Source organism: Pseudomonas sp. NFIX49 (genome assembly GCF_900115915.1).
Lineage (GTDB): Bacteria > Pseudomonadota > Gammaproteobacteria > Pseudomonadales > Pseudomonadaceae > Aquipseudomonas > Aquipseudomonas pharyngis.
Genome location: NZ_FOYE01000002.1, coordinates 715429 through 739938, shown reverse-complemented (window position 1 = coordinate 739938; position 24510 = coordinate 715429). Strand labels below are relative to the sequence as shown.

The window sequence follows — 24510 nt, the reverse complement described above, 5'->3', positions numbered from 1 at the left end:
CCACTTTGACCGACGAGGTACAGCATGCGTCGCCCTATGGTAGCTGGTAACTGGAAGATGCACGGTACCCGCGCCAGCGTCGCTGAGCTGATCAACGGCCTTCGTCATCTGGCCTTGCCAAGCGGTGTTGATGTCGCGGTATTCCCGCCTTGCTTGTATATCAATCAAGTGATTGATGGCTTGAAAGGCAAATCGATTTCGGTCGGTGCGCAGAATTCTGCGGTGGAGTCCATGCAAGGTGCATTGACGGGCGAGATTGCGCCGAGTCAGTTGGTGGATGCAGGTTGTTCCCTGGTGCTTGTCGGGCACTCCGAACGCCGCCAGATCATGGGCGAGCGAGACGGAATGCTGAATCGCAAGTTCGCAGCGGCACAGGCATGTGGCTTGATTCCGGTGTTGTGTGTAGGGGAGACCCTGGAGCAGCGCGAAGCCGGAAAGACTCTTGAGGTTGTCGGGCGTCAGCTAGGCAGTATCATCGAGGAGCTGGGTGTCGGTGCTTTTGCCAACGCAGTGATCGCTTACGAGCCGGTCTGGGCGATTGGTACCGGGCTGACTGCAACGCCGCAACAGGCTCAGGATGTGCATAAAGCCATTCGCGAGCAGTTGGCGGCAGAGAATTCTGAAGTGGCACGAGGTGTGCGGCTTCTATACGGCGGCAGCGTGAAGGCGGCCAATGCGGTCGAACTGTTCGGCATGCCGGATATCGATGGGGGGCTCATTGGTGGAGCTTCCCTGAATGCAGATGAGTTCGGTGCGATTTGTCGCGCCGCGGGAAACTGAAAAAATGCTGGAAACAGTCGTAGTCGTTTTTCATCTGCTGGGTGCATTGGGCGTAGTTGCTCTGGTTTTGCTGCAGCAGGGTAAAGGTGCGGACGCTGGCGCGTCTTTCGGAGCAGGTGCTTCAAATACTGTGTTCGGAAGCCAAGGTTCCTCTACCTTTCTTAGTAAGTTTACTGCTATACTTGCCGCCGGTTTCTTCATAACCAGCTTGGGGTTAGGATACTTTGCTAAAGAGAAGGCTCATCAGCTGACTCAAGCAGGTTTGCCAAACCCGGCAGTGTTGGAAGTTCCAAAGCAACAGCCGGCTTCTGATGATGTCCCGGTGCTTCAAGAGCAAAAGTCGGCTACTCCAGCGACTGACGTACCTCCAGCTCAAGAGCAGAAGTAAGAAGGGTTTCAAACGTAGTATTGCCGAGGTGGTGGAATTGGTAGACACGCAACCTTGAGGTGGTTGTGCCCATAGGGTGTAGGGGTTCGAGTCCCCTTCTCGGTACCAATTAGTCAGGAGAGCCCGCTGTTGCGGGCTTTCTTGCAGGTGGAAGGTTACATTGACCCTAAAAGGGATCGGTCGTATACTTCCGCCCCAGCTTTGTCGCGGGGTGGAGCAGTCTGGTAGCTCGTCGGGCTCATAACCCGAAGGTCGTCGGTTCAAATCCGGCCCCCGCAACCAGTTTAAGGAGCCCCTTTTAAGGGGCTTTTTGTTAGCTGGACACTTTCAACGCCGCTGTTCGACGGCGTTTCAAGGATGGGCGTTTCGCCCATTTTTTTATTTTGCATAGCATGCACATACATGCACGAGGGGGTTCAGGTGTCGAGCAAGCTAGAAGAGTTGCAGGCCTTGCTGGCCCCGGTGGTCGTGGCCCTAGGCTATGAATGCTGGGGTATTGAGTTTTCGGCTCAAGGTCGCCACTCAATGTTGCGCGTTTATATCGATAAGGAAGGCGGCGTACTGGTGGACGATTGTGCCATCGTCAGCCGTCAGATCAGCGGTGTGCTGGATGTTGAAGATCCGATCTCCGTTGAATACACCCTTGAAGTTTCCTCGCCAGGCATGGAACGCCCACTGTTCACTCTTGAGCAGTTTGCCAAATATGTCGGTGAACAAGTGAAGATCAAGCTGCGCTCGCCTTTTGAAGGTCGACGCAACTTTCAGGGCCTTCTGCGCGGTGTAGAAGAGCAGGACGTCGTGGTGCAGGTAGATGACCATGAGTTCCTGTTGCCGATCGATATGATCGACAAGGCCAACATTATTCCCAGTTTTGACTGAGACGCGGATCCCGCGGATCCAATGGCTTGCGAAAGGCGAGGCGTACGATGAGCAAAGAAGTACTGCTGGTTGTTGAGTCGGTATCCAATGAAAAGGGTGTACCGGCAAGCGTGATTTTTGAAGCGCTGGAGCTGGCTCTGGCCACTGCTACCAAAAAGCGTTTTGAAGACGAAGTTGATCTGCGTGTGGAAATCAATCGCCACACCGGTTCTTACGAAACTTTCCGTCGCTGGACGGTCGTCGAAGAGAATGATCTCGATGATCCGGCTATCGAAACCTGGCCTAGCAAGGTTGCTGAAACGCATCCTGGCGCCAAGGTTGGCGACGTCGTTGAAGAAAAGATCGAGTCCATCGAGTTCGGCCGCATCGCTGCGCAGACCGCCAAGCAGGTCATCGTGCAGAAAGTGCGCGAAGCCGAGCGCGCTCAAGTGGTTGACGCTTATCGCGAGCGCCTGGGAGAAATCATCTCCGGCACCGTGAAGAAAGTGACCCGCGACAACGTGATCGTCGACCTGGGTAATAACGCTGAAGCGTTGCTGGCCCGTGAAGACATCATTTCTCGCGAAACCTTCCGTGTTGGCGTGCGTCTGCGTGCGCTGCTCAAGGAAATCCGCACCGAGAACCGCGGCCCTCAGCTGATCCTGTCGCGTACCGCGCCGGAAATGCTGATCGAGCTGTTCCGTATCGAAGTGCCGGAAATCGCTGAAGGTCTGATCGAAGTCATGGCCGCTTCCCGTGATCCGGGTTCGCGCGCCAAGATCGCTGTCCGCTCCAAGGACAAACGCATCGACCCGCAAGGCGCGTGCATCGGTATGCGCGGTTCGCGCGTCCAGGCCGTGTCGGGCGAGTTGGGTGGCGAGCGTGTCGATATCGTCCTGTGGGACGACAACCCGGCACAGTTCGTGATCAATGCCATGTCGCCGGCAGAAGTGGCGGCCATCATCGTTGACGAAGATGCCCATGCCATGGACATCGCCGTTGGCGCAGACAATCTGGCTCAGGCCATCGGTCGTGGTGGTCAGAACGTGCGTCTGGCGAGCCAGCTGACTGGCTGGACCCTGAACGTGATGACCGAATCGGACATCCAGGCTAAGCAACAAGCGGAAACCGGCGACATCCTGCGCAACTTCATCGACGAGCTGGAAGTCGACGAAGAACTGGCTCAGGTGCTGGTAGACGAAGGCTTCACCAGCCTGGAAGAGATTGCCTACGTACCGTTGGAAGAAATGCTCAACATCGACGGCTTTGACGAAGACATCGTCAACGAGCTTCGCGCTCGTGCCAAGGATCGCTTGTTGACCAAAGCCATCGCTACTGAGGAAAAGCTGGCAGACGCCCATCCGGCCGAAGACCTGCTCTCGCTTGAGGGTATGGACAAGGATTTGGCGATGGAACTGGCGGTGCGCGGCGTAATTACCCGCGAAGACCTGGCCGAGCAGTCTATTGACGATCTGCTCGACATCGACGGCATTGACGATGATCGTGCCGGCAAGTTGATCATGGCCGCCCGAGCCCACTGGTTCGAGTAATTAGGCGCGGCCTGAGGAGAGAAGTGCATGACGCAAGTCACGGTGAAACAACTGGCCGATGAGGTCAAAACACCGGTAGAGCGCCTGTTGCAGCAGATGCGTGAGGCAGGTCTGCCGCACACCGCCGCCGAAGAAAATGTGACTGACAGTGAGAAGCAATCCCTGCTGACCCACTTGAAAAGCAGCCACAAGGCGAAAGTGGAAGAACCACGCAAGATCACGCTGCAGCGTAAAACCACCAGCACCCTGCGTGTGGCTGGCAGCAAAAGCATCAGCGTTGAAGTCCGCAAGAAGAAAGTTTTCGTACAGCGTAGCCCGGAAGAAATCGAAGCCGAGCGCAAGCGTGAACTGGATGAACGTCGCGCAGTAGAAAATGCTGCCCGTCAGAAGGCTGAAGAAGAAGCCCGCGTTCGCGCCGAAGAAGAAGCGCGTCGCCAGCCTGCTGCGCCGTCCGCTCCTGCCGAAGCCGTCGCTGCCCCTGCGCCAGTGGCCGAACCAGTGCGCGAAGCTGCGCCGGTTGTGGCTGCTGCGCCAGCTTCCGACACTCGCAAGCGTGACGAGCAGCGCCGTCCGGACAAACCACGTGCTGACGACAACAACCGTCGTGGCGGTGGTGATGGCGAGCGCAAAAACGCTCCGCATCGCGCATCGGTCAAGGAAAAGGCTCCGGCTCCACGTGTGGCGCCACGCACTACCGACGAAGAAAGCGATGGCTTCCGTCGCGGCGGTCGCGGCAAGGCCAAGCTGAAGAAACGCAACGCCCACGGTTTCCAGAGCCCGACCGGCCCTGTCGTGCGTGAAGTGAAGATCGGCGAAACCATCACTGTTGGCGATCTCGCCCAGCAGATGTCGGTCAAGGCTGCCGAAATCATCAAATTCATGTTCAAGCTGGGCACCCCGGCCACCATCAACCAGGTACTGGATCAGGAAACTGCCCAGCTGGTCGCAGAAGAACTGGGCCACAAAGTGACCCTGGTCAGCGACACCGCCTTGGAAGATTCCCTGGCCGAGTCCCTGAAGTTCGAAGGTGAAGCGGTTCCTCGTGCGCCGGTCGTGACCGTAATGGGTCACGTTGACCACGGTAAGACCTCGCTGCTCGACTACATCCGTCGTGCCAAGGTAGCTGCTGGCGAAGCCGGCGGTATCACCCAGCACATCGGTGCATACCACGTTGAAACCGAACGCGGCATGGTCACCTTCCTCGACACCCCTGGTCACGCCGCGTTTACCGCCATGCGTGCCCGTGGTGCCAAGGCGACCGACATCGTGATCCTGGTGGTTGCGGCGGACGACGGCGTGATGCCACAAACCATCGAAGCCGTTCAGCACGCTGTTGCTGCCGGCGTTCCGCTGGTGGTTGCGGTGAACAAGATCGACAAGCCGGGTGCTGATCTCGATCGCATCCGCAGCGAACTGTCGGCTCACGGCGTGACCTCTGAAGACTGGGGTGGTGACACTCCATTCGTTCCGGTCTCCGCGAAGATGGGTACCGGCGTCGACGAGCTGCTTGAAGCTGTATTGCTGCAGGCTGAAGTTCTCGAGCTGACCGCCACTCCTTCGGCTCCTGGCCGCGGTGTCGTGGTTGAATCGCGTCTCGACAAGGGCCGTGGCCCGGTAGCGACTGTTCTGGTTCAGGACGGTACGCTGCGTCAAGGCGATATGGTGCTGGTCGGCTCGAACTATGGCCGCGTGCGCGCCATGCTCGACGAGAACGGCAAGCCGATCAAGGAAGCGGGTCCGGCCATTCCGGTCGAGATCCTCGGCCTGGACGGTACGCCTGACGCCGGCGACGAAATGAGCGTGGTTGCCGACGAGAAGAAAGCCCGTGAAGTGGCTCTGTTCCGTCAAGGCAAGTTCCGCGAAGTCAAACTGGCTCGCGCTCACGCCGGCAAGCTGGAAAACATCTTCGAAAGCATGGGCCAGGAAGAGAAGAAGACGCTCAACATCGTCCTCAAATCCGACGTCCGTGGTTCGCTGGAAGCCTTGCAGGGCGCTCTGAACGGCCTGGGCAACGACGAAGTGCAAGTGCGCGTGGTCGGTGGCGGTGTCGGTGGTATCACCGAATCCGACGCCAACCTGGCACTGGCTTCCAACGCTGTACTGTTCGGCTTCAACGTGCGTGCCGATGCCGGCGCCCGGAAGATCGTCGAGCAGGAAGGTCTGGACATGCGTTACTACAACGTGATCTACGACATCATCGAAGACGTCAAGAAAGCCCTGACCGGTATGCTTGGCAGCGACGTTCGCGAGAACATCCTCGGTGTGGCCGAAGTCCGTGACGTGTTCCGTTCGCCGAAGTTTGGCGCGATCGCTGGTTGCATGGTGATCGAAGGTGTTGTGCACCGTAACCGTCCGATCCGTGTACTGCGTGAAGACATCGTGATCTTCGAAGGCGAGCTGGAATCCCTGCGCCGCTTCAAGGATGACGCTTCCGAAGTACGTGCCGGCATGGAATGCGGTATCGGCGTGAAGAGCTACAACGACGTCAAAGTCGGCGACAAGATCGAAGTCTTCGAGAAGGTTCAGGTTGCTCGCAGCCTCTGACTCGCGCACTTCAAGGGCCACGTCGGGCCGCCGCATGCAAGTGCGCGGCACGGCGTCAGGACTCTAAACGCAACGCCCGGTCTGGCTTTTGTCAGGCCGGGCGTTTGCCGCTTTCAGACCTTGCGGGTTTCACCGCAGGGCAGTAACAGGTAACAAATCATGGCAAAAGAATACAGCCGTACCCAACGTATCGGCGATCAGATGCAGCGTGAGCTGGCCCAGCTGATCCGTCGTGAAGTCAAAGACCCGCGCGTCGGCCTGGTCACCATTACCGCTGTGGAAGTCAGCCGTGACGTCGGTCACGCGAAGATCTTCATCACCGTGATGGGGCAGGACAACGCCGAAGACATCGCGCAAAGCATCAAGGTGCTCAACGCTGCCGCCGGTTTCCTGCGCATGCAGCTGGCCCGCGAAATGAAGCTGCGCAGCGTGCCGCAATTGCACTTCCACTACGACGAAAGCGTCGTGCGGGGTGCGCACCTGTCGGCCCTGATCGAGCGCGCCGTGGCTGAGGACAATCAGCACGTGGCTGCGGCAGAACCCGAAGACACCAAGGAGTAACTCGGTGGCTCAGGTCAAACGTATCCGTCGTAACGTCAGCGGCATCATCCTGCTCGACAAGCCGCTGGGGTTCACCTCCAACGCCGCGTTGCAGAAGGTTCGCTGGTTGCTCAACGCCGAGAAGGCCGGTCATACCGGCAGTCTCGATCCCCTGGCCACCGGCGTTCTGCCGCTGTGCTTTGGCGAGGCGACCAAGTTCTCGCAGTACCTGCTCGATTCCGACAAGGGTTACGAAACCCTGGCGCAACTGGGCAAGACCACCACCACGGCAGACGCCGAAGGCGAGGTTTTGCAGGAGCGTCCGGTGACCGTTGGTCAGGCCGACATTGAAGCGGTTCTGCCGAAATTTCGCGGGCAAATCAGTCAGATACCGCCGATGTACTCCGCTCTCAAGCGTGATGGCCAGCCGCTGTACAAGTTGGCCCGTGCAGGCGAAGTAGTGGAGCGCGAACCGCGTTCTGTTACTATTGCGCGCTTGGAATTGCTGGCCTTCGAAGGCGATACTGCGCGACTCGCGGTGGATTGCAGCAAGGGCACCTATATTCGCACCCTGGTGGAGGATATCGGTGAGCAACTCGGTTGTGGTGCGTACGTCGCTGAATTGCGCCGTACCCAGGCCGGGCCTTTCACCCTGGCGCAGACCGTGACCCTCGAAGAGCTGGAAGCGGTACATGCCGAAGGCGGCAACGAAGCGGTCGACCGCTTCCTGATGCCATCGGACAGCGGCCTGCAGGATTGGCCGTTGCTGCAGTTCTCGGAAGCGAGCGCGTTCTACTGGCTCAACGGCCAGCCGGTACGTGCCCCGGATGCTCCGAAGTTCGGCATGGTGCGGGTACAGGATCACAATGGTCGCTTCATCGGTATCGGTGAAGTGAGCGAAGACGGGCGCATCGCGCCGCGTCGACTGATTCGGTCAGAATGACCGGAAACCGGTCTGTGTAACAGCAGGCCGGCGAGTGTGGCTGTCAACAGGCACGGTCACTACTCATTTATAGATACAGGGATTTGTCCCTGGCCTGTTGAAACCGTTTTTGAAACGGTTTCCTGATAAAAGGATTGCCTCATGGCTCTCGACGTTCAAGAAAAAGCTCAAATCGTTGCCGACTACCAGCAAGCTGTTGGTGACACTGGTTCGCCAGAAGTGCAAGTTGCACTGCTGACCGCCAACATCAACAAACTGCAAGGTCACTTCAAGGCCAACGGTAAAGACCACCACTCCCGTCGTGGTCTGATCCGCATGGTTAACCAGCGTCGCAAGCTGCTGGACTACCTGAAAGGCAAGGACGTGAGCCGTTACAGCGCTCTGATCGCTCGCCTGGGTCTGCGTCGCTAATCAGCGATTGCGCTATGAGGTTGGTTGTCTGTCAGACGTCAGCGGGTTTCCGCCGGCGTCCGGCAGGCTCCCAGCCTCAAGTTTTATCTGGATACACGTTTTACCCTGGACAGGCGTCGGGCCGATTCCCGGCATTGCCCAAGAATTTCGCAAGAAACCAGTTCCCCCAAGAGCCACAAAGAAGGTAGGACACCGTGAACCCGGTAATCAAAAAATTCCAGTTCGGTCAGTCGACCGTTACCCTCGAGACTGGCCGTATCGCCCGTCAGGCCTCCGGCGCAGTATTGGTCACCGTTGACGACGACGTCAGCGTATTGGTGACCGTAGTCGGTGCCAAGCAAGCCGATCCGGGCAAGGGCTTCTTCCCTCTGTCCGTTCACTACCAGGAAAAGACTTACGCTGCCGGTAAGATCCCTGGCGGTTTCTTCAAGCGTGAAGGCCGTCCTTCCGAGAAAGAAACCCTGACTTCCCGACTGATCGACCGTCCGATCCGTCCACTGTTCCCTGAAGGTTTCATGAACGAAGTGCAGGTTGTCTGCACCGTCGTTTCCACCAGCAAGAAGACCGATCCGGACATCGCTGCGATGATCGGTACCTCGGCTGCCCTGGCGATCTCCGGCATTCCGTTCGACGGCCCGATCGGCGCCGCTCGCGTTGCTTTCCACGAAAGCACCGGCTACCTGCTGAACCCGACCTACGAGCAGCAGGCTGCCTCGAGCCTGGACATGGTCGTTGCCGGTACTTCGGACGCCGTACTGATGGTTGAATCGGAAGCCAAAGAGCTGACCGAAGACCAGATGCTGGGCGCGGTACTGTTTGCTCACGACGAGTTCCAGGTCGTGATCAACGCCGTTAAGGAACTGGCTGCCGAAGCCGCCAAGCCAACCTGGACCTGGGCACCTGCTCCAGAAGCCACCGAGCTGCTGGCCGCTATCCGTTCCGAGTTCGGCGAAGCGATCTCCCAGGCTTACACCATCACCATCAAGGCCGACCGTTACGCGCGTCTGGGCGAGCTGCGTGACCAGGTTGTGGCCAAGCTGTCCGGTGAAGAAGGCCAGCCTTCGGCTGCCGACGTCAAAGCCGCTTTTGGTGAAATCGAATACCGCACCGTTCGCGAAAACATCGTTAACGGCAAGCCACGTATCGACGGTCGCGACACCCGCACCGTACGTCCGCTGAACATCGAAGTCGGCGTTCTGCCGAAGACTCACGGTTCGGCACTGTTCACCCGTGGCGAAACCCAGGCTCTGGTCGTCGCGACGCTGGGCACTGCCCGTGACGCGCAACTGCTGGACACCCTGGAAGGCGAGAAAAAAGACCCGTTCATGCTGCACTACAACTTCCCTCCGTTCTCGGTGGGCGAGTGTGGTCGCATGGGTGGCGCCGGTCGTCGCGAAATCGGTCACGGCCGTCTGGCCCGTCGCTCGGTTTCGGCCATGCTGCCTGCCGCTGACGTGTTCCCGTACACCATCCGTGTGGTATCGGAAATCACCGAATCCAACGGTTCGAGCTCGATGGCTTCCGTTTGCGGCGCTTCCCTGGCCCTGATGGACGCTGGTGTCCCGATGAAGGCACCGGTTGCCGGTATCGCCATGGGTCTGGTTAAAGAAGGCGAGAAGTTCGCCGTCCTGACCGACATCCTGGGTGACGAAGACCACCTGGGCGACATGGACTTCAAAGTAGCCGGTACCGCCAAAGGTGTGACCGCGCTGCAGATGGACATCAAGATCAAGGGCATCACCGAAGAGATCATGGAAATCGCTCTGGGCCAAGCCCTGGAAGCGCGCCTGAACATCCTCGGCCAGATGAACCAGATCATCGGCCAGTCGCGTACCGAACTGTCGGCCAACGCTCCGACCATGATCGCTATGAAGATCGACACCGACAAGATCCGTGACGTTATCGGTAAGGGTGGCGCGACCATCCGTGCGATCTGCGAAGAGACCAAGGCTTCGATCGACATCGAAGACGACGGCTCGATCAAGATCTTCGGCGAAACCAAGGAAGCGGCTGAAGCAGCTCGTCAGCGCGTTCTGGGTATCACCGCAGAGGCCGAGATCGGCAAGATCTACGTCGGCAAGGTTGAGCGCATCGTCGACTTCGGCGCATTCGTCAACATCCTGCCGGGCAAGGACGGTCTGGTTCACATCTCGATGCTGAGCGACGCTCGCGTAGAGAAAGTGACCGACATCCTGAAAGAAGGCCAGGAAGTGGAAGTACTGGTACTGGACGTGGACAACCGCGGCCGTATCAAGCTGTCCATCAAAGACGTGGCAGCTGCCAAGGCTTCGGGCGTTTAATCACCCCGCAGTCCTAGCGCAATGAAAATGCCCCGCCGTGAAAACGGCGGGGCATTTTTTTGTCCATGAAATATCGAGTCATTCGGCGAAGTTGCCGACCTGCAAGACCAGTGCTAGGTTTAGCCCACCGCCCGTGTAGCTCAGCCGGTAGAGCAGCGCACTCGTAACGCGAAGGTCGCAGGTTCGATTCCTGTCTCGGGCACCACCTCTCCCTAATCCTTTTGAACCGGCATTTATGTTCCACAGGTCAACTTTTTGTGGGAGAGATGTAAAGAGCCGTGTAATTCGCCATGCAAACGTCCTATATTCGGTGCCTGCATGAGCATCGCCCAGCAGTTTTCAGATGATCCCGAATGGTTCCGAAGGCCGGACAGTCCGCGTCAGAGAGATCCTTGATGATCCAGATCCATCCTCCATTCCTATGATCAGCGAGAACGCCATGACCGAATTAACTCAAGAGCAACGTCACGAAGAAGCGCTTAGAAAATACATCCTGGATGTTCCGGATCTGAAGGAAGAGATCAAGGACCTGAGTCCCGGTGATCAGAAAGACCAGATCCAGTGGGCGTTCGAAGATGAAGCCGAAGCCCAGGGCCTGCAGCCGTGGGAATTGACCCTCAAGTACACCAGCACACCTGAGGAGTTCGAGGCCAAGCGCCTGGAGCTGCACAAGGAAGCGGCCGAGGTGTTGGGCGTCGAGTGGGAAGAGTACTGCGAGATGAACAATCTCGTCGTTTGACGAGAGCTGCCAGCTACAAGCCGCAAGCTACAAGTAAAAGCACAACCGCTTTGGCTTGCAGCTTGTAGCTCGCATCTTGCCGCTGCCCTTAAATGCTCAGTCGCATCGACAGATCCACGGCCTTCACGTCCTTGGTCATCGCGCCGATCGAGATGTAATCCACCCCGGTCTGTGCGATCGGCAGCAGCGTGCTTTCGTTGATGCCGCCACTGGCTTCCAGTTTTGCCTTGCCGCCATTCAGGCGCACGGCTTCGCGCATGTCGTCGAGGCTCAGCTCATCGAGCATGATGATGTCGGCACCGGCGGCCAGCGCCTCCTTCAGCTCTTCCAGACTTTCCACTTCGATTTCCACCGGCTTGCCCGGGGCGATCTTGTGCGCAGCGGCAATGGCCTGCGGGATGCCGCCGCTGGCAGCGATGTGGTTTTCCTTGATCAGGAACGCGTCGTAGAGACCGATGCGATGGTTATGGCAACCGCCGCAGGTGACCGCGTATTTCTGCGCCAGACGCAGGCCCGGCAGGGTCTTGCGGGTGTCGAGCAGTTTTACCGAGGTCTCGGCGACGAAGTCCGCCAGGTACTGCGCGCGGGTCGCCACGCCCGACAGCAATTGCAGGAAGTTCAGGGCGCTGCGCTCGCCGGTCAGTAGTGAGCGGGCAGGGCCTTCCAGATGAAACAACGGCTGATTCGGCGAAACCCGTTCGCCATCGCGCACCTGCCAATGCACCGCCACCCGCGGATCGAGCTGGCGGAACACCGCATCGACCCAGGCCGTGCCACTGATGACGGCGGCGTCACGGGTGATGATGGTGGCTTTGGCCAGGCGTTCGGCCGGGATCAGTTGCGCGGTGATGTCGCCGCTGCCGATGTCTTCGAGCAACGCACGGCGCACGTTGGCTTCGATTTCGGCGGTCAAATCGGCGAGACGTAGATTCGGCATAACGGGCTCCACAAACTAAGTGGTCCGATTATAGGGGCATGGCGTCGGCCAACCCAAGGCGAGAACAGCCACGCAGCCCTGCATCCGGTCGATTTTCTTTGAGCAAACCCGATTCTGTCGTGGTCACTTCAAGGTGTCGGCGCATAGGGGAAACCCTGACGGCTCTGGCGCCGGAGACATCTTTTGCAAGATAATCCGCCTTGCATTTGACGCCATAGCTTTGACGTCGGCAAATCACCGTTTCAGGAGGCTTGGATGCACAACGACGGGAATGTAGTGCCTCTGCACAAGGCCACTACCGATCAGGCGCCTCACTCGCCGCTCGCCCGCCTGCCTGTGATTCTGCTTCAGGTCCGCGACAAGGCTGCCCAGCGCCTGCGCAACGGTTTGCAGGAGCTGTTCGATAACGCCGACGACACCCTGTTCGAAATGGCCGACCGGGCACGTAACGACGTCGAACAGAACATCTTTTTCGAAGCCATGCGCGACCTGCGCCTCAAGCGCAAGAACATCGAGCGTGGTTTTCTCGAGCAGTTTTTCGAAGCCTTTGTCGGCCTCACTCAATTCGATCCCGTTCCCGGCGTCCTCTCGCACGCCTTGCAATACGGGGACACGACAGCGCGCACCGATGACATGGAGCGCAGCGTTGCGGTCGAAACCATGGTCGGCCGCGTGCTCAATCGCGACGGCTTCGCCCTCGACCAACTGACCGCGCGGTTCAATGCGTTGTTGGGCAAGACGCTGGGCGATCATTACAACCCGCTGGGCCCGGCGATGCTTTGCGAGTACTTCCTGCAGGCCGGGCGCAATCTGGGGGTGGAGATCAAGGTCAAGCTGATCCTGCTCAAATTGTTCGAGCGCTATGTGCTGGCCGATACCGATCAACTCTACGCCGAAGCCAACCAACTGCTGATCGCCACGGGTGTGTTGCCCGAACTCAAGCCGGCACCGGCCCGTCGTGCCATCGATCAGGCCGTGGCCAGCGTGCAGAGCGAATTCGAGGGCGTCGACAAACCCCAGACCGATGCCGGCGTGCAGGAGGTCTTCGCCGCGTTGCAGGAGTTGCTGCTGCACGTGCGCGGCACCGTCGCGCCGACCCTTGAACCCAGCGCTCCGGCGCAGCCGATTTCCACCCGCGACCTGCTGCGCCTGCTCTCGCACCTGCAGCAATACGTGCCGGCGCTGGCAGTGCAGGACGACTTCGATCTGCGCCATCAGCTTGAACAACTGCTGACGCGGGTCAGCGTACGCAGCGGCAAATCGCGAATTGTCGGCGGGGCTGACGAGGACGTGATCAATCTGGTGGCCATGGTCTTCGACTGCATCCTCGATGATCGCAACCTGCCGGATTCCCTCAAGGCGCTGATTGCCCGGTTGCAGATCCCGATGTTGAAGGTCGCGGTGATCGACAAGAGCTTCTTCAGCCGCAGCAGCCACCCGGCGCGCCGCCTGCTCAACGAAATCGCCGAGGCGGCGATGGGCTGGGGCGAGTGCGACGGTAATGCGCGCGACAGCCTGTACCTGCGCATCGAGCAAGTGGTGCAGCGCCTGCTGACGGATTTCGTCGATGACCCGGCGATTTTTTCCGAGTTGCTGGCGGACTTCCTCGCCTTCACCAGTGACGAGCGCCGTCGCAGCGAATTGCTTGAACAGCGTTTGCGCGATGCCGAAGAGGGCCGGGCGAAAACCGAACTGGCTCGCCAGCGGGTCGAGCAGGCGCTCAATCAGGCGTTGCTGGGCAAGGTCCTGCCACCGTCGGTGGTGACGTTCGTGCAGGACGCCTGGAGCAAGGTGTTGCTGCTGACCTGCCTCAAGCACGGCGATCAGTCCGCCGAATGGCAGGCCGACGTGCAGACCATGGAGCAATTGATCTGGAGCGTGCAGCGTCACGACGATGCCGAAGCCGGCCTGCGTCTGCTGGCGCTGGTGCCGGGGTTGCTCAAGTCATTGCGCGACGGCCTGAGCACTTCGGCCTTCGATCCGTTTGCCACCAGCGGCTTTTTCAGTGAGCTGGAAGCGCTGCATGTGCGGCTGCTCGAACCGTCCGGCGCACCGGATCAGTCCGTGCTGCCGGAAATGATCGAAGTGTCGCAGACGATTGTCCTGCAGATGGCCGACGACGGTCTCAAGCCACGCACGCCAGCGCGTTTGCCAGCCGACGATGTCGGTCTGCGGCAGGTCGAACAGTTGCGTCTGGGCAGCTGGGTGGCGTTCGAGGAGGACGAAGAACACACTCTGCGCTGCAAACTGGCGGCGATCATCGAGGCGACCGGCAAGTACGTGTTCGTCGACCGCACCGGCATGAAAGTGCTGGAGCGCGACCGCACGGAACTGGCCCTGGCGTTTCGTCGCGGCGCGGTGCGGGCGCTGGACGACACCTTGCTGTTCGACCGGGCGCTCGAGTCGGTGCTCGGCAATCTGCGGCGGCTCAATCGCGGCAAGTGATCGCGCGCCGGGGGCCGATCACGGCATACTGGTCGCCAACACAGTCGGCGTTGAAGGAATCGGTATGCAGTTGGATCCCGCAAGCGGGTGGTGTCACGGGGTGCAGGTCTGCCCTTCGCCCAACTTCAATGAACGCCCGGCGGGCGAAGTCTCCCTGTTGGTCATCCACAACATCAGCCTGCCACCGGCGCAGTTCGCCACCGGCAAGGTCCAGGAATTTTTCCAGAATCGTCTGGATGTCACGGAACATCCCTACTTTGCGGGGATCGCCGACCTGCGCGTGTCTGCACATTTTCTGATCGAACGTGACGGCAAGGTCACCCAGTTTGTCTCCTGTCTTGAACGGGCCTGGCATGCCGGTGTTTCGATGTTCGAGGGACGGGAAACCTGTAACGATTTTTCCGTAGGCATCGAGCTGGAAGGCACCGATGATCTGCCGTTCACCGATGCGCAGTACCGGGCGCTGACCGCGCTGACCCGGCAGATACAGGCGGCGTTCCCGGCAATCACCGTCGAGCGCATCTGCGGGCACAGTGACATCGCCCCCGGACGCAAGACCGACCCCGGACCCGCATTCGACTGGGCACGCTACCGCGCCGCCCTGGCACAAGAGGAAGGACAATGAGTTTTCTGGTGTTACTGCTGGCGGTATGGATCGAGAAGTTCTCGGCTCTGCGCCAACGGGTGCAACGCGATGGCGGATGGATCCGCGAACTGCACAAGCTTGAAACTGGTGGGCTGGCGAAACAGCCGTGGCTGGTGCTGATTGTTCTGGTGCTGCTGCCGGTGGCATTGCTGGGCTTGCTGCTGCTGGTATTGGAGCCGGTGGCCTATGGTCTGCTGGCATTGCCGGTGCATTTGCTGGTGGTGATTTACAGCCTGGGGCGGGGTGACTTGCTCGGCGAGCTCGGGCCGTTTCGCGACGCCTGGCGCCGCGAGGACCTGCAGGCCGCCGCCCATGTGGCCAAGCGTGATCTGAACATCTGCGCCGAAAGCGGCGAACAATTGCTGGAGCAAGTGCAGCGGCATCTGTTGTGGCAGGCCTACCAGAGCTTTTTTGCGGTGATTTTCTGGTACTTCCTGCTCGGTCCGGTGGCGGCACTGAGTTACCGCTTGCTGGCGCTGGCGGAGGAAAACGCCCAGAACCCGGCGGTGGCCGAACGGGCCGGGCAACTGCGTCACGCCTTCGACTGGGTGCCGGTGCGCCTGCTGGCGGCGAGCCTCGCCCTGGTCGGCAATTTCGTCGCGGTCAGTCGGGTGATGCTGCACGAGCTGCTGAACTGGAACATCAGCGCCGCGCAACTGATCAACAGGGTCGGGCTCGCGGCCGGGGAAATCCCGCCGGCCGCTGTCGGCCCCGAAGGCATCAACACCCTCGACTGCCTGTGGGAGTTGCTGCTGCGGGCGGCGGTGCTGTGGTATGCCGGATTTGCCCTGTGGACAGTGCTGGCGTAGGCCGTTCGAGTGATGAGGGGGGCAATCCCCCTCGTTAACCTTAAGTTACAAAACCTCCCTTCGATTTGAGCTATACAGAGATAGCGCCCGATAGTGGCTATCTGCTGTCGCCCCGCGCCTGCCAATAAAAACAAGAAAAAACCAAGGGAGCCTTCCAGTGAAGAGCTTGCTCTATCCCGCCGTCTCGCTGATGAACCGCTTGAGCTTCGGCATGAAGTTCAGCCTGATCAGCGTGCTGTTCCTGGTGCCGATGCTGGTGACCAATTTCTATCTGGTGCGCGATTCCTACCGCGAATTCCAGGGCACCCGGGTCGAGCTGCAGAGCCTCGATCTGCTGGGCAGCAGCCTGACCCTGCGCCGGGATCTGGAAACCCTCAACAATCTGGTGCAGATCGATGTCACCCTCGGCCAGTCCGGAAAGGCCGGCAATGTTGAGGCGCAGATCACCAGTCTTGAGCAAAACGTTCTGGCGCGCCTGCAAGGGCTGACGCCCATGACCGAGGATCCGGAGCAGATCAAATTCTTCGAGGCCAAGCGCGATGAAATGATCGCCGCTTTCAAGGCCCAGCAGGCGGAAAACTCTCTGCAAAGCAAAAGTGCGCTGATTGGCAAATTGCTCGGCAATGCGCAGATTTTCAGCCAGATCGTGGCCAGTCAGGCCGGATTGAGTCGCGACAACCAGAGCGACATACGCCAGCTCAGCGAGCTGATCACCGCGATCACGCCGGCCGTCACCCAGGCGTTGGGCGAAGGTCGGGCGATGGGCTCGTATTCATTGGGCCAGGGCTTTCTCAACAGTTCGTCGAGTACCCGTTTCGACGAGTTGCTGGTGCAGATCGAAAAGCTTCAGGCCGAATATGGCCTGAAATTGCAGGACGCGCTGGGTTCGAGCAAAGCCGCCCGTGACTCCCTGAGTGCCCCGGCGGATGCCAGCAAGGCGTCGCTGAAACAGGCCGGCACCCTGATCGAAGAACAAGTGGTGATGGCCGAAACTCTCGACGCCCCATGGCAGGGTTTTTATGACCAGCTCACCGGGCTGATGGACCAGACCTATCAGCTCAACGACGCCACCCTGAAATTTCTCGACACCCAATTGCAGCAGCGTTTGGGACAAAACCGCACGCACATGGTGCTGCAAGCCGCGGCGCTGTCGCTGGTGTTCGTGCTGATTTTCTATCTCTACGGTGGCTTCTATGCCTCGACCCGCGCCACCCTGAAAAACCTCGGCGCCATGATGGATAAAGTCGCGGCGGGCGACATGACGGTGAATTTCCACGCCAACAGCCGCGATGAACTCGGCGAGTTGGGCGAAGTGTTCAACGGTACGGTGAGGAAAATCCATGACCTGATCGAACGGGTCGGCCACACCGTTGGCGAGGTCGAGCGACAGGCGGGGCAGGTGGAAAACGTCTCGGCGCGAAGCAATCAGGCGGTCGCCGGGCAACGCACACAGATCGAACAAGTGGCGACGGCGATGAACCAGATGTCGGCAACGTCGCTGGAGGTGGCACGCAGTGCGGCGGCAGCGGTCAGCAGCGCCCACAGCGTGAACGATGAAACCATCAATGGGCGCGGACTGGTGGAATCGCAGCAGGGCAGCATCGCGGCACTGGCGAGCGAAATCGATCAATCGGTGCTGGTGATCAACCAGTTGGCCAGCGACAGTCAGTCGATCAGTCGCGTTCTGGAAGTGATCAAGAGCATCGCCGAACAGACCAATCTGCTGGCGCTCAACGCCGCGATCGAGGCTGCGCGGGCCGGTGAGCAGGGGCGCGGTTTTGCCGTGGTCGCTGACGAAGTCCGCACGCTGGCCAAACGCACTCAGCAATCGACCGAAGAAATCGAGCAGATGATCGCCAAGCTCCATGGCGGCGTCGGCGCGGCAGTGAAGGCCATGGGCGTCAGCCATCAGATGGCCAACGGCACGGTGGGGCAGTCGGAGAAAGTCCAGCAGGCGCTGGAAAACATCCTCGGCGCTGTCGGCATGATCGTCGATCAGAACCAGCAGATCGCCGCCGCTGTCGAGCAGCAGACCGCCGTCGCCCACGATATCGACCAGAACATCGTCGAGATCAACCGTGCCGGCGAGCGCACCGCAGAAGGTGCGCATCAGACCGAAGACGCCAGCCGTGCGTTGTCGGCGCAGGTGGTCGAGTTGAAGCAGCTGATCAGCGCGTTCCGGGTTTGAAGCTACCTGCCTCCTGTGAGGCAGGTTTTTTCGGAATGGCTTGTAGTACTTTTTTGCCTACATCTGTAAGCCCAATCCTGTTTTCCTCCAGGCGCTGGTTTTTCGGCTTCAATGAACCAAGATCAATTCATTGACCACTTGGAGGAGATCGCACATGTCCGTCGCAACCCTGGGCGTCCAGGGCCGCTGCGCCCACTGCCAGACCACGCTGGTGCTCAAGCCCTGGCAACTGAATGCCATTTCGATCCACGAAGCGTTCACCTGCGCGAATTGCCAGAAAAGCCTGGAATTGCGTTGCCCCAAGCAGATCAAACGTTTCCGTTCGCTCGATTCACTTGGCCTGCTGCGCGCCAGTGCGCTGGTGACGGTGTGCACCGCGCTGCTGGTGGCCCTGGTGATGGAATGGGTGGGTCTGCTCAGCGTCACCGAGCAGCTGAACGGATCGCTGATCGCGATTTTCGTGTACTTCGCGGTGATTCGTTATGCCCGGCAGCGCCAGCACCTGACGCTGATTCTCGACGCGGCCAAGGCCCACGCCGACTGACTACCAGCCGAACACCTCGCAACTGTTGGCGGTACTGGCGGCAGCGAGCTGTTGCGCACTGATGTTCATCAAAGTGGCCAGTGAGTCGCAGATCGCCGGCAAATGCGCCGGCGTATTGCGCACGCCGGGAAACATGGCGGGCGCCATGTCCGGTGAGTCGGTTTCCAGCACCACCGCGTCCAGCGGCAAGTCGGCCAGCACCCGATGCATGCGCAACGCCTGCGGCCAGGTCGGTGCACCACCGAGGCCGAGTTTGAAACCGAGCCTGATGTATTCCCGCGCTTCTTCACGGCTGCCGGCGAACGCGTGGATGATCCCGGCGCGCTTTAGCTTGAAGCGCTTGAGCGTGGCAATCACCGCCGCATGGCTGCGTCGTACATGGATCAGCGCCGGTAATTCGAAATCCGCCGCCAGTTGCAGCTGCGCTTCGAACAGCGCCTGCTGGCGTTCGCGGTCGAGGGTTTCGATGAAGTAATCCAGGCCGATTTCGCCGACCGCACACAGTTGCCGATGACCTTTTAGCCGTGTCAGCCAATCGCCCAGTGCATTCAGGTCTTCAGGCCGATGCTGATCGAGATAGACCGGGTGCAAACCGAACGCCGCGTACAGATCGGCATCGCTTTGCACCAGATCCCACACCCGTTGCCAGTTACCCTCGTAGACCCCGAGTACCACCATTCGCCGCACCCCGAGGGCGCGGCTTTCGGTGAGCAGCGCCGCGCGGTCGGCGTCGAAGTCAGGGAAGTCCAGATGGGTGTGGCTGTCGATCAGCTCCACGGCTCAGTCCCGGTGAATACGCTGCTTGAAGGTACGGGCGATGGCCTGCACGCCGGGCTGGTAGTCCGATTGCTCGACGGCTGCGAGTGCCAGTTCCAGCGCCTTGTCGGCGATCAACTGGTGCTGCTGGGCCATGGCGTTGACCGGCAGCGGCAGGAAGTCGAGCAGTTGGGTGTCGCCGAATGTGCCGAGGCGCAGCGGGCGGTTTTTAAGCGGGAAGTCATGCAGCGCGTCGAACACACCCTGCAGCAGCACGTAGGACGTGGTCACCAGCGCATCCGGCAAATGCCCGAGGCGTTGCAGGAGTTCTTCCATCAACTGCTTGCCGCACTCGCGGCTGAAGGATTCGGCGTGTTCGATCAGCACTTCGCCCTTGAATCCGGCGAGGGCTTGCTTGAATCCGGCCGCACGTTCCTGGCTGATGCTCAGTTCCGGGCGGGCGCCCAGCAGCACGATCTGCTTCGGCTGCGGGTCGAGCAGGCTTTCGGTCAGGTGCAGGCTGGCTTCGCGGTCATCGCTGACCACCGAGCAGAAATGCTCGGCATCCATCACCCGGTCGATGGCGATGATCGGCAAGCCCTTGGCCTGCAACTGGCGATAACTGTCGTCACCGGCCGGGAGACAACTGGCGACGATCAACGCATCGCAGCGCCGGGCGCGGAACAGTTGCAGCAGTTGTCGCTCGCTGTCCGGCGCGTCGTCGGAGCTGGCGATCAGCAGCTGATAACCCCGCGCCCGGGCGCCTTGCTCCAGCAGTTTGGCGATCCGCGCGTAACTGGGGTTTTCCAGATCCGGCAGGATAAAACCCAGGGTTCGGGTGTGCCGACTGCGCAGCCCGGCCGCCTGTGGATTGGGGGTAAAGCCGTGCAGATCGACCACCGCTCGCACCCGCTCGACGGTGGCGGTGCTGATGCGCTGCTGTTCGGCCTTGCCGTTGATGACGTAGCTGGCGGTGGTCACGGACACTCCGGCCAACCGCGCGATATCACTGAGTTTCAACCCGGGATTTCCTTGTTTTTTCGAGCTTGCCGCGACATTTTCGCCAATCCTACCCGATTCAGGCAGGCGACCATTGTCTCAGCGCATCCGACAAGTTGGACTTCAAGGATGGGACATTATCGAGTAACGTGCCGATCAATCTAGATTAAACGTTTCAGCAAGCGTATTTTCTACGTTTTAGACGCCTTTGGCCGGTTCTGCCGTGAAACCGCCAAAACTGCCTCCTGAAAAGGATGGCCTACAGCGCCTAAGCTGCAACCATTCAAAACAATACCTGGCGTCAAACGACGCCAAAAAGGAGATCGCATGCTCGAGCTCACTGTAGAGCAGATATCCATGGGCCAGTCGGCTGTGGATAAACCCGCCGCCTTGCAATTGCTGGCCAGTCATCTGGTCGCCGATGGACTTGTCGCCGACGGCTACCTCGCCGGCCTGCAGGCCCGGGAGGCTCAGGGCTCGACCTTCCTCGGCCAAGGCATTGCGATTCCCCACGGCACCCCTGAAACCCGTGATCAGGTGTTCGCCACCGGCGTGCGCCTGATGCAGTTCCCCGACGGCGTGGACTGGGGCGATGGCCAGATCGTCTATCTGGCCATCGGCATCGCCGCCAAATCCGACGAACACCTGCGCCTGCTGCAGCTGCTGACCCGTGCCCTCGGCGAGACCGATCTGGGCCAGGCCCTGCGCCGCTCAAGTTCGCCCGAAGCATTGCTGAAACTGCTGCAAGGCGCGCCGCAGGAACTGGCGCTGGATGCGCAGATGATTGGCCTCGGGGTCTCCGCCGACGATTTCGAAGAACTGGTCTGGCGTGGTGCGCGTCTGCTGCGCCAGGCCGATTGCGTGAGCAACGGTTTCGCCGGCGTGCTGCAGCAAGTCGAAGCGCTGCCGCTGGGCGATGGCCTGTGGTGGCTGCACAGCGAGCAGACCGTGAAGCGTCCGGGCCTGGCGTTCGTCACCCCGGACAAACCGATGCGTTACCTCGGCCAGCCGCTCAGCGGTCTGTTCTGTCTGGCCAGCCTCGGTGAAGCGCATCAGGCGTTGCTCGAGCGTTTGTGCGCGTTGCTGATCGAAGGTCGCGGCCATGAACTGGGCCGCGCCACCAGCAGCCGCAAGGTTCTCGAAGTGCTTGGCGGTGAGTTGCCGGCCGACTGGCCGAGCGCACGTATCGCACTGGCCAACGCCCATGGTCTGCACGCGCGGCCGGCGAAGATCCTCGCGCAACTGGCGAAAAGTTTTGACGGCGAGATTCGTGTGCGCATCGTCGACAGTCAGGACAGCGCCGTATCGGTGAAAAGCCTGAGCAAACTGCTGAGCCTCGGCGCCCGTCGCGGCCAGGTGCTGGAAATCATCGCCGAGCCGAGCATTGCCGCCGATGCCTTGCCGGCCTTGCTCGCCGCTATCGAAGAAGGCCTCGGCGAAGAAGTCGAACCGTTGCCCGCAGTCAGTCAACAGCGCGAAGTGATTACGGACATTGCAGAAGTGCTGACCGCCCCGGCTTCCGGCAGCCTGCTGCAAGCGATTCCCGCCGCCCCCGGCATCGCCATCGGCCCGGCGCATATTCAGGTCCTGCAAGCCATCGATTACCCGTTGCGCGGCGAGTCCGCCGCCATCGAGCGCGAGCGTCTCAAGCAAGCGCTGACCGACGTGCGTCAGGACATTCAGGGCCTAATTGAGCGCAGCAAGGCCAAGGCGATCCGCGAGATTTTCATCACCCACCAGGAAATGCTCGACGACCCGGAACTCACCGACGAAGTCGACACCCGCCTCAAGCAGGGCGAAAGCGCCGAAGCGGCGTGGATGGCCGTGATCGAGGCCGCCGCAAAACAACAGGAATCGTTGCAGGACGCGTTGCTCGCCGAACGCGCTGCCGACCTGCGCGACATCGGTCGCCGGGTGCTGGCGCAACTGTGTGGTGTGCAGACGCCCGCCGAGCCCGAGCAACCGTACATTCTGGTGATGGATGAGGTCGGCCCGTCCGACGTGGCGCGGCTGGATCCGGCGCGGGTCGCGGGGATTCTTACCGCCCGTGGCGGCGCCACCGCTCACAGCGCCATCGTGGCTCGCGCGCTGGGGATTCCGGCGCTGGTCGGTGCGGGCGCTGCGGTGTTGCTGCTGAAGCCGGGCACGCCGTTGCTGCTCGATGGTCAGCGCGGTCGCCTGCATGTGGACGCGGATGCCGCGACCCTGCAACGTGCCAGCGAAGAACGCGACACCCGCGAACAACGCTTGAAAGCCGCCGCCGAACAACGCCATCAACCGGCGCACACCACCGACGGCCACGCCGTGGAAGTGTTCGCCAACATCGGTGAAAGCGCCGGTGTGATCAGCGCGGTGGAGCAGGGCGCCGAAGGCATCGGCCTGCTGCGCACCGAGTTGATTTTCATGGCTCATCCACAGGCGCCGGACGAGGCGACTCAGGAAGCCGAATACCGCCGCGTCCTCGACGGTCTCGCCGGTCGGCCACTGGTGGTGCGCACCCTCGATGTCGGCGGCGACAAACCGCTGCCGTATTGGCCGATCGCCAAGGAAGAAAACCCGTTCCTCGGCGTACGCGGGATTCGCCTGACCTTGCAGCGTCCGCAGATCATGGAAGCGCAGTTGCGCGCCTTGCTGCGTTCGGCGGACAACCGTCCATTGCGGATCATGTTCCCGATGGTCGGCAGCGTCGAAGAGTGGCGTCAAGCTCGTGACATGACCGAGCGTCTGCGCCTGGAAATCCCGGTCGCCGACCTGCAACTGGGGATCATGATCGAAGTGCCGTCCGCCGCACTGCTGGCGCCGGTGCTGGCCAAAGAGGTGGACTTCTTCAGCGTCGGCACCAACGACCTGACTCAGTACACGCTGGCGATCGACCGTGGTCATCCGACCCTGTCCGCCCAGGCTGACGGCCTGCACCCGGCGGTGCTGCAACTGATCGACATCACCGTGCGCGCGGCCCATGCCCATGGCAAATGGGTCGGCGTGTGCGGCGAACTGGCGGCGGATCCGCTGGCGGTGCCGGTGCTGGTCGGCCTCGGTGTGGATGAATTGAGCGTCTCCGGGCGCAGCATCGCCGAGGTCAAGGCGCGCATCCGCGAACTCAGCCTGACGCAAACGCAAACCCTTGCTCAACAAGCCCTGGCCGTGGGCAGCGCCAACGACGTGCGTGCATTAGTGGAGGCCCTGTAATGGCCAAGATTCTCACCCTGACCCTCAACCCGGCACTGGACCTCACGGTGCAGTTGCCTCGTCTTGAGGTCGGTCAGGTCAACCGCAGCGACGAGATGCACACCCACGCCGCCGGCAAGGGCGTCAACGTTGCGCAAGTGCTGGCCGACCTCGGTCATCAACTGACGGTCAGCGGCTTTCTCGGCGAAGACAATCTGCAAGCGTTCGAAACCCTGTTCGCCAAACGCGGTTTCACCGATGCGTTTATCCGGGTGCCCGGCGAGACCCGCAGCAACATCAAGGTCGCGGAACAGGATGGCCGCATTACCGACATCAACGGCCCTGGGCCGGTGGTCGGCGTAGTGGCGCAACAGGCGTTGCTGGATCGACTGGTGCAGATCGCGCCGGGGCAGGACGCGGTTGTAGTTGCGGGCAGCTTGCCGCGCGGAGTCACTGCACAGTGGTTGCGCGAACTGGTCGAACGTTTGAAAACGTTGGGCCTGAAAGTCGCCCTGGACACCAGCGGCGATGCCTTGCGTGCAGCGCTCAAGGCCGGCCCGTGGCTGATCAAGCCGAATACCGAAGAGCTGGCCGATGCGCTGGGCTGTGAGGTGGTGTCCCACGCGTCTCAGGCTGAAGCGGCCAATCGGCTGCACGCCCAAGGCATCGAGCATGTGGTGATTTCCCATGGCGCCGAGGGTGTGAACTGGTACAGCGTCGGCTCGGCGCTGCATGCGACGCCGCCGAAGGTCAGCGTGGCAAGCACGGTCGGTGCCGGCGATTCGTTGCTGGCCGGCATGCTCCACGGCCTGCTCAGCGCCGACACGCCGGAACAAACCCTGCGCACGGCCACCGCAATTGCGGCGCAGGCGGTGACCCAGATCGGATTCGGTATTCACGATGCTGCGCAACTGACGCAGCTCGAACAGGGTGTGCGCGTGCGCCCCCTGACAGAACAATAAGAG

General features: G+C 60.7%; 20 protein-coding genes, 3 tRNA genes and 1 pseudogene. 21 read left to right on the top strand and 3 right to left on the bottom strand.

Annotated features, from left to right (window positions below):
• Positions 1-24 precede the first annotated feature (24 nt).
• The 13 genes from tpiA to BMZ46_RS07810 all read left to right on the top strand — a co-directional run bounded on the left by tpiA (position 25) and on the right by BMZ46_RS07810 (position 11053).
• The gene (gene tpiA / locus BMZ46_RS07870) at positions 25-780 is read left to right on the top strand and encodes a triose-phosphate isomerase (RefSeq protein WP_007953744.1); all 756 of its coding nucleotides are present in this window, start codon (positions 25-27) and stop codon (positions 778-780) included.
• A gap of 4 nt (positions 781-784) precedes the next feature.
• On the top strand, positions 785-1168 hold the full coding sequence (secG, locus tag BMZ46_RS07865) for a preprotein translocase subunit SecG (RefSeq protein ID WP_011332406.1): 384 nt from the start codon (positions 785-787) through the stop codon (positions 1166-1168).
• 22 nt (positions 1169-1190) lie between these two features.
• Positions 1191-1276, top strand: a tRNA-Leu gene (locus BMZ46_RS07860).
• Positions 1277-1373: 97 nt separating this feature from the next.
• Positions 1374-1450 (top strand) — tRNA-Met (locus tag BMZ46_RS07855).
• Positions 1451-1588: 138 nt separating this feature from the next.
• Positions 1589-2047: a ribosome maturation factor RimP gene (gene rimP, locus BMZ46_RS07850; RefSeq protein WP_039769696.1), complete on the top strand. Its 459-nt coding sequence runs from the start codon at positions 1589-1591 to the stop codon at positions 2045-2047.
• 47 nt (positions 2048-2094) lie between these two features.
• Entirely contained in the window at positions 2095-3576 is a 1482-nt protein-coding gene (gene nusA, locus BMZ46_RS07845) for a transcription termination factor NusA (protein WP_003221546.1), read from the top strand.
• A 27-nt stretch (positions 3577-3603) separates the two neighbouring features.
• On the top strand, positions 3604-6120 hold the full coding sequence (gene infB, locus BMZ46_RS07840) for a translation initiation factor IF-2 (RefSeq protein ID WP_074691904.1): 2517 nt from the start codon (positions 3604-3606) through the stop codon (positions 6118-6120).
• Positions 6121-6279: 159 nt separating this feature from the next.
• Positions 6280-6681, top strand: a complete 402-nt coding sequence (gene rbfA, locus BMZ46_RS07835; RefSeq protein ID WP_007953741.1) for a 30S ribosome-binding factor RbfA — start codon at positions 6280-6282, stop codon at positions 6679-6681.
• A gap of 4 nt (positions 6682-6685) precedes the next feature.
• A complete protein-coding gene (gene truB / locus BMZ46_RS07830; protein WP_007953739.1) occupies positions 6686-7603 on the top strand; it encodes a tRNA pseudouridine(55) synthase TruB in 918 nt (305 codons plus the stop codon).
• 141 nt (positions 7604-7744) lie between these two features.
• Positions 7745-8014, top strand: a complete 270-nt coding sequence (gene rpsO / locus BMZ46_RS07825; RefSeq protein ID WP_011332409.1) for a 30S ribosomal protein S15 — start codon at positions 7745-7747, stop codon at positions 8012-8014.
• 194 nt (positions 8015-8208) lie between these two features.
• A complete protein-coding gene (gene pnp / locus BMZ46_RS07820) occupies positions 8209-10314 on the top strand; it encodes a polyribonucleotide nucleotidyltransferase (RefSeq protein WP_011332410.1) in 2106 nt (701 codons plus the stop codon).
• A 129-nt stretch (positions 10315-10443) separates the two neighbouring features.
• Positions 10444-10519, top strand: a tRNA-Thr gene (locus BMZ46_RS07815).
• A gap of 234 nt (positions 10520-10753) precedes the next feature.
• Complete coding sequence (locus BMZ46_RS07810) at positions 10754-11053, top strand: DUF6388 family protein (protein WP_074692043.1); 300 nt, start codon at positions 10754-10756, stop codon at positions 11051-11053.
• An 88-nt stretch (positions 11054-11141) separates the two neighbouring features.
• Here the strand turns inward: BMZ46_RS07810 and nadC are convergent, their stop codons facing one another.
• Entirely contained in the window at positions 11142-11990 is an 849-nt protein-coding gene (gene nadC, locus BMZ46_RS07805; RefSeq protein ID WP_007953729.1) for a carboxylating nicotinate-nucleotide diphosphorylase, read from the bottom strand.
• A 255-nt stretch (positions 11991-12245) separates the two neighbouring features.
• Here nadC and BMZ46_RS07800 point away from each other — a divergent pair, with 255 nt between their 5' ends.
• The 6 genes and pseudogenes from BMZ46_RS07800 (at position 12246) to BMZ46_RS07780 (ending at position 18622) form a co-directional block, all read left to right on the top strand.
• Positions 12246-14435 (top strand): DUF1631 domain-containing protein, encoded by a 2190-nt coding sequence (locus BMZ46_RS07800; RefSeq protein WP_074691901.1) that lies wholly within the window; start codon positions 12246-12248, stop codon positions 14433-14435.
• Between the two features lie 64 nt (positions 14436-14499).
• Positions 14500-15060 carry a 1,6-anhydro-N-acetylmuramyl-L-alanine amidase AmpD gene (gene ampD, locus BMZ46_RS07795; protein WP_074691898.1) on the top strand — a complete coding sequence of 187 codons (561 nt, stop codon included), beginning with the start codon at positions 14500-14502 and terminating at the stop codon, positions 15058-15060.
• On the top strand, positions 15057-15890 hold the full coding sequence (gene ampE, locus BMZ46_RS07790) for a regulatory signaling modulator protein AmpE (RefSeq protein ID WP_039769185.1): 834 nt from the start codon (positions 15057-15059) through the stop codon (positions 15888-15890). Before ampD ends, ampE begins: the two co-directional genes overlap by 4 nt.
• Positions 15891-16080: 190 nt before the next feature.
• A pseudogene (locus BMZ46_RS29765) lies at positions 16081-17220 on the top strand (HAMP domain-containing protein); the annotation flags it as partial.
• 144 nt (positions 17221-17364) lie between these two features.
• The gene (locus BMZ46_RS29760; protein ID WP_371855252.1) at positions 17365-18078 is read left to right on the top strand and encodes a methyl-accepting chemotaxis protein; all 714 of its coding nucleotides are present in this window, start codon (positions 17365-17367) and stop codon (positions 18076-18078) included.
• Positions 18079-18232: 154 nt separating this feature from the next.
• Positions 18233-18622 carry a hypothetical protein gene (locus tag BMZ46_RS07780; protein ID WP_074691892.1) on the top strand — a complete coding sequence of 130 codons (390 nt, stop codon included), beginning with the start codon at positions 18233-18235 and terminating at the stop codon, positions 18620-18622.
• Here BMZ46_RS07780 and BMZ46_RS07775 read toward each other — a convergent pair whose 3' ends face one another.
• Together BMZ46_RS07775 and cra are read right to left on the bottom strand one after the other, a co-directional pair.
• Positions 18623-19399, bottom strand: coding sequence for a TatD family hydrolase (locus BMZ46_RS07775; protein ID WP_074691889.1), 777 nt, complete (start codon positions 19397-19399; stop codon positions 18623-18625).
• 3 nt (positions 19400-19402) lie between these two features.
• Entirely contained in the window at positions 19403-20398 is a 996-nt protein-coding gene (gene cra / locus BMZ46_RS07770) for a catabolite repressor/activator (protein ID WP_074691885.1), read from the bottom strand.
• Positions 20399-20704: 306 nt separating this feature from the next.
• On the opposite strand from cra, the gene ptsP reads away from it, so the two are divergent.
• Together ptsP and pfkB are read left to right on the top strand one after the other, a co-directional pair.
• Entirely contained in the window at positions 20705-23566 is a 2862-nt protein-coding gene (gene ptsP / locus BMZ46_RS07765) for a phosphoenolpyruvate--protein phosphotransferase (RefSeq protein WP_074691883.1), read from the top strand.
• Positions 23566-24507, top strand: coding sequence for a 1-phosphofructokinase (gene pfkB / locus BMZ46_RS07760; RefSeq protein ID WP_074691880.1), 942 nt, complete (start codon positions 23566-23568; stop codon positions 24505-24507). The genes ptsP and pfkB overlap by 1 nt, the downstream gene beginning before the upstream one ends.
• Positions 24508-24510: the final 3 nt, after the last annotated feature.